This window comes from Streptomyces sp. NPDC005151, assembly GCF_053599875.1.
The window spans coordinates 153,531-159,588 of sequence record NZ_JBSFYR010000006.1; the positions used below are offsets into that span (position 1 = coordinate 153,531).

The window sequence follows — 6,058 nt, forward strand, 5'->3', positions numbered from 1 at the left end:
CGGCGTGCGGCGCATCAGTCGACGGCGGCGGCGAGACGTTGGATGGCGGCCATCGGCACCGGCAGCCAGTCGGGCCGGTGCCGGGCCTCGTACACCACCTCGTACACCGCCTTGTCCGTCTCATGGGCCCGCAACAACTCCGGTTCGCTGCGCGGATCGACGCCCGCGGCCTGCGCGTACCCGTCGCAGTAGGCAGTCCGGCAGTGTGCCGCCCACTCGGCGTTCCAGGGCCGGTGGGAGCGGGCCGCGTAGTCGAAGGAACGGAGCATGCCCGCGATGTCGCGCACCGGAGGCTGCGGACGGCGGCGTTCCAGAAGGGGCCGCGCCGGTTCGCCCTCGAAGTCGATCAGTGACCAGAAGCCGTCGGCCGCGCGCAGGGTCTGGCCGAGATGCAGATCGCCGTGCACGCGCTGCGCGGCCCAGCTACGGCCCCTGTGGCCCAGTGCGGCAACGGCGTCGAACGCGGTACGCAGCCCGGGAACATACGGCACCAGCGCCGGTACCGCGTGGGCAGCCGCCTCCAGCCGCTCCATCATCCCGGCGGCGAGATGCTCGGTCTGGGAGCGGCGCAGCACGGGCGTCGGCAGCGCGGTGGCGAGTGCCGTGTGCACCTCGGCGGTGGCGCGTCCGAGTGCGCGGGCCTCACGGGTGAAGTCATGGCCCGTGGCCAGTGCCCGTAGCGCAAGTTGCCAGCCGTCCTTCGCGCCCCGCAGGAAGGGCTGGAGAACGCCGAGGGTGAGCGGCTCCGATGCTGTCGCCTCGAACCAGGCGACGGGTTCCGGCACCCGGCCGCAGCCCTCCCGGGAGAGGGCGAGCGGCAGTTCCAGATCGGGATTGGTCCCCGGGAAGACCCTGCGGAAGATCTTCAGGATGTAGGCGTTGCCGTAGACGAGCGAGGAGTTGGACTGCTCCGTGTCGAGCACCCGCGGGGTGAGCCCGGCGGGGATGGGGGCGGCGCCCCGGTCGAAACGGAGGGGGCCGAGGGTGCCGGGGGTGCGCAACCGTTCCAGCAGAAGTTCGGCGAGCCGCGGATCGTGCAGCCCCTCGTAGACCGCCAGACCGGCCAGTGGACCTCCCTTCACATGGCCGATGAGGGCGGGGGCGAGCCATGGTGGCAGCGTGGCCCGGACTCCGAGCAGCATCTGGTAGCAGTCGTCGGGCGAGGCCGGCATGGACGGCTGATGGACCCGGACCAGCAGATGGAGCAGCCCGGGCCCGTTGCCGGCGCTGCTCCCTGCGGATTCGGCATCCACCGGCAGTATTTCGGTCGCGGAGACAAGGGAGAAAGCCGTGACCGGCTGTCCCTTGCCTGCGAACCACCGCTGCCGAGGCAGCCACTCATGCAGCAGTGGGGCGAGTGACGGGAGTAGTGCTGTGCTGTTGGCGAGGGCGACCCGAGTGGATGCAGCCTTCGACATGGCATCGCGTCCTTTCCCCGGGCACACCACAGGATGCGAAGAGTGTCCCGGATTGCGGCAATAGCTGTCCGGCTGTGCGGGACGTGTCGGGTCAGGATGGTCCGTACGGACTCGACGTGCAGGGCTCCAAGAACCCCGGAAGCCCCCTGAGGCCCCCGACGGACTCCGACGGACTCCGAAGTGCTTTGGCGAATTCGGGGAGAGAAGCCCTGAAGAGCTCGATGTGGGGGAGATTGCCCCGTGCGGGGCGGCGGAAACCGCCCCGCTGGGTATGCGCGAAAGCGGCGCCGCATCAGATCGGCGGCGCGTCCTTCCGCAACCTGAACCAGTAGAACCCGTGCCCGGCGAGAGTCAGCAGGTAGGGCCACTGACCGATGGCGGGGAAGCGCACCCCGCCGATCAGCTCCACCGGATGACGCCCGTTGAACGTCCGCAGATCGAGCTCCGTCGGCTGCGCGAACCGCGAGAAGTTGTGCACGCACAGCACGAGATCATCCTTGTACTCACGGGTGAAGGCGAGCACCGCGGGGTTCGAGGACGGCAGTTCGTTGTACGACCCGAGACCGAAGGCCCGATTCTGCTTACGGATCTCGATCATCCGCCGTGTCCAGTGCAGCAGCGACGACGGCGAGGCCATCGCCGCCTCGACGTTGGTCACCTGGTAGCCGTAGACCGGGTCCATGATCGTGGGGAGGTAGAGCCGCCCCGGATCGCTGGAGGAGAATCCCGCGTTCCGGTCGGGCGTCCACTGCATCGGGGTGCGTACGGCATCCCGGTCGCCCAGCCAGATGTTGTCGCCCATCCCGATCTCGTCCCCGTAGTACAGAATCGGGGAACCCGGCAGCGACAGGAGCAGAGCTGTGAACAGCTCGATCTGGTTGCGGTCGTTGTCCAGGAGGGACGCGAGACGCCGCCGGATGCCGATGTTGGCCCGCATCCGCGGATCCTTGGCGTACTCCGCGTACATGTAGTCGCGCTCTTCGTCCGTGACCATCTCGAGCGTGAGCTCGTCGTGGTTGCGCAGGAAGATGCCCCACTGGCAACCGGAGGGAATCGCCGGGGTCTTCGCCAGGACTTCCGAGACCGGATAGCGGCTCTCGCGGCGCACGGCCATGAAGATGCGCGGCATCACCGGGAAGTGGAACGCCATATGGCACTCGTCGCCGCCGGCCGGGAAGTCACCGAAGTAGTCGACCACGTCTTCCGGCCACTGATTGGCCTCGGCGAGCAGCACGGTGTCCGGGTAGTGCGCGTCGATCTCCTTGCGCACCCGCTTGAGGAACTCGTGGGTCTCCGGCAGGTTCTCGCAGTTGGTGCCCTCCCGCTGGTACAGATACGGCACGGCGTCGACGCGGAAGCCGTCGATACCGAGATCCAGCCAGAACCGGAGGGCGGAGATGATCTCCTCCTGCACCGCCGGGTTCTCGTAGTTGAGATCCGGCTGGTGGGAGAAGAACCGATGCCAGTAGTACTGCTTGCGCACCGGGTCGAAGGTCCAGTTGGACGTCTCCGTGTCGACGAAGATGATCCGCGCGTCCGGGAACTGCTTGTCGTCGTCGGCCCAGACGTAGTAGTCGCCGTACGGCCCGTCGGGATCGCTGCGCGACTGCTGGAACCAGTCGTGCTGATCGCTCGTGTGGTTCATGACGAAGTCGATGATCACGCGCATCCCGCGATGGTGCGCGGCATCGACGAACTCCACGAAGTCGGCGAGATCACCGAACTCCGGGAGCACGGCGGTGTAGTCGGAGACGTCGTATCCGCCGTCGCGCAGGGGCGACTTGAAGAACGGCGGCAGCCAGAGGCAGTCCACGCCCAGCCACTGCAGATAGTCCAACTTGGCGGTGAGGCCTTTGAGATCGCCGATGCCGTCGCCGTTGGAGTCCTGGAAGGACCGGACGAGGACCTCGTAGAAGACGGCGCGTTTGAACCAGTCGGGATCGCGGTCCTTGGCCGGGGTGTCCTCGAACTTGTCGTGGACAGGCTCATTGACAATCATGGTGTGGGTGACCCTCCGGTCGGCGGGGACGGTCGCAGGACGACGATGTGCGCGGGCGTGACGCCCGGCTCCAGACGCACATAGAAGGTCCTGCCCCAGTGATAGGTGTGGCCGGTGAGCTCGTCGCGCACCGGCACGGTCTCGTGCCAGTCGAGGCCGAGTTGCGGCATGTCCAACGAGACCGTGGCCTCCTGGGTGTGGTGAGGGTCGAGGTTGACGACCACCAGAACGATGTTCGAACCCGAGCGCTTGCTGTAAACGATCAGCGCGTCGTTGTCGGCGGCGTGGAAGTGCACGTCGCGCAGCTGCTGCAGTGCGGGATGACGGCGCCTGATCCGGTTGAGCGAGGTGATGAGCGGAGCCAGGGAACGGCCCTCGCGTTCCGCCGACTCCCAGTCCCTGGGCCGGATTTCGTACTTCTCCGAGTTCAGGTACTCCTCGCTGCCCGCCCGCACCGGGGTGTTCTCGCACAGCTCGTACCCCGCGTACACACCCCAGGACGGCGAGAGTGTCGCGGCGAGCACGGCCCGCGCCTCGAAGGCCGGGCGTCCGCCGTCCTGGAGATGGCCCGGCAGGATGTCCGGGGTGTTCACGAAGAAGTTGGGCCGCATGGAGGAGGCTGCTTCACCGGCCAGCTCGGTGACGTACTCCGTGAGCTCCTGCCTGGTATTGCGCCAGGTGAAGTACGTGTACGACTGCTGGAAACCGACCGTGGCGAGCGCATGCATCATCGCGGGGCGGGTGAACGCCTCGGCCAGGAAGATCACATCGGGGTCGGTGCGGTTGATGTCGGCGATCACCTTCTCCCAGAAGATCACCGGCTTGGTGTGCGGATTGTCGACGCGGAAGATCCGTACGCCGTGGTCCATCCAGAACCGCAGGATGCGGACGGTCTCCGCGACCAGCCCCCGCAGATCCTTGTCGAAGGCGATCGGATAGATGTCCTGGTACTTCTTGGGCGGGTTCTCCGCGTACGCGATGGTGCCGTCCGGGCGGTGGCGGAACCACTCGGGATGTTTCTCCACCCACGGATGGTCGGGAGAGCACTGGAGCGCGAAGTCCAGCGCGATCTCCATGCGGAGGGTGCGGGCGGTTTCGACGAAGTGGTCGAAGTCGTCGAGCGTGCCGAGTTCGGGGTGGACGGCATCGTGACCGCCCTCGGCCGAACCGATCGCCCACGGCACCCCCACGTCGTGGGCGCCGGGGGACAACGAGTTGTTCGGGCCCTTGCGATGAGTGGTCCCGATGGGGTGGATGGGCGGCAGATAGACGACGTCGAACCCCATGGCGGCGACCGCGGGAAGCCGCTCGGCAGCAGTACGGAACGTGCCGCTGACAACCCTGCCCCGGTGCCCCTGCCCCTGCAGATGGTCCGCCGCCTTCCCCGTCCGGCCCTTTCGCGTGGCCTTGCTCGCCTTCGCCGGCTCGGCCGGCTCGAACCTGGCGCCCTCCGACCGCGGGAACAGTTCGTACCAGGAACCGAACAGGGCCCGTCGGCGCTCGACGACGAGGGGGAGCGGTCGGGCCGCGGTCACCAGTTCGCGCAGAGGATGGCGGGCGAGCGCGGCGGTGGCCTCGGGGGCGAGCGCGGCGGCGAGCCGCGCGGCGGCCGGCCGTGACTCGTCGCGCAACGCATCGGCCGCGGCCAGCACCGCCTCACGCCCGTCCTGTTTCGGTACGCCCCCGGCGGCCCGCTCGTACAGCTCGGCGCCCTCCGCCAGGACGAGCCCGGTGTCGATCCCCGCAGGGATCTTGATCTGTGCATGCTGGCGCCAGGTGGTCACCGGATCGCTCCAGGCCTCGACGGTGTACGTCCAGTGCCCCTCGGAGTCCGGCGTGACATCGGCGCCCCAGCGGTCGGTGCCGGGAGCGAGCTCACGCATCGGCGTCCACGGACCCGGGCGGCCGCTCGGATCCCGCAGCACGGCATTGGCGGCAACCGCCTCATGCCCCTCACCGAAGACGGTGGCCGTGACCTGGAAGGTCTCACCGGCAACGGCCTTGGCGGGCCTTCTGCCGCAATCGACGAGAGGACGGACGTCGAGGACGGGAATGCGACCGATCATGGAATCACCTGGGGACTGGAGCTCGGGCTGCACGGGGCGCGGTGCGGGCGTGGAGAGATGAGTGCGTACGCCGCGACTGTGGGGGTCCGTCCTTTCTAGCTGCTCCGTTGACGGCTGATGGGGTGTGAGCATGGCCGCTCCTGTCCGCATTCACTCGAATGGCACTCGAATGGCTGGGGCGCGGGTGTGGTGCGCGGGTGAGTACCGGACGCGCACCGGACGCGTACGGACTGCATACGAACCGCTGCCGGATCGCAGATGAACTGCATTCGGGCTGTGTACCGCAGAAGTCTTCCCACGGTTGTCGGGGGGCCAATCCGGTGGTTTGTTAACTACTCGGCCGTAGCGGTGAAGGTCTGAATGCGCCGGGCTCCGCCCTGTGTGCGGAGGCTCGCGGAGACCGCCCTCAGAGCCTGTCGGGTGACCTCTGATCGGGCGGCCACGCCCTGGCACGCACGCTTCCCGCGTTGCCGAAATGCCCTAGTACTACAGGGATAGATCTTGGTGTGCGATTGAGGCAGAATGGTCTGTCGTGAGTGCACGAGGTCGGGATAAGGACGAGCTGGCGGCGGAGG

At 67.8% G+C, this 6,058-nt stretch carries 3 protein-coding genes; all 3 read right to left on the minus strand.

Annotation, left to right across the window (positions count from 1 at the left end):
* Positions 1 to 14: 14 nt before the first annotated feature.
* Entirely contained in the window at positions 15 to 1,418 is a 1,404-nt protein-coding gene (locus ACWD6R_RS05915; protein ID WP_451817591.1) for a maltokinase N-terminal cap-like domain-containing protein, read from the minus strand.
* Between the two features lie 292 nt (positions 1,419 to 1,710).
* Positions 1,711 to 3,417: a maltose alpha-D-glucosyltransferase gene (gene treS, locus ACWD6R_RS05920; RefSeq protein ID WP_451817592.1), complete on the minus strand. Its 1,707-nt coding sequence runs from the start codon at positions 3,415 to 3,417 to the stop codon at positions 1,711 to 1,713.
* Entirely contained in the window at positions 3,414 to 5,483 is a 2,070-nt protein-coding gene (locus ACWD6R_RS05925; protein ID WP_451817593.1) for an alpha-1,4-glucan--maltose-1-phosphate maltosyltransferase, read from the minus strand. The genes treS and ACWD6R_RS05925 overlap by 4 nt, the downstream gene beginning before the upstream one ends.
* Positions 5,484 to 6,058: the final 575 nt, after the last annotated feature.

Coding starts and splice junctions, on each gene's coding strand:
- ACWD6R_RS05915 (WP_451817591.1), bottom strand. CDS start 1,418: ATGTCGAAGGCTGCATCCACTCGGGTCGCCCTCGCCAACAGCACAGCA.
- ACWD6R_RS05925 (WP_451817593.1), bottom strand. CDS start 5,483: ATGATCGGTCGCATTCCCGTCCTCGACGTCCGTCCTCTCGTCGATTGC.
- treS (WP_451817592.1), bottom strand. CDS start 3,417: ATGATTGTCAATGAGCCTGTCCACGACAAGTTCGAGGACACCCCGGCC.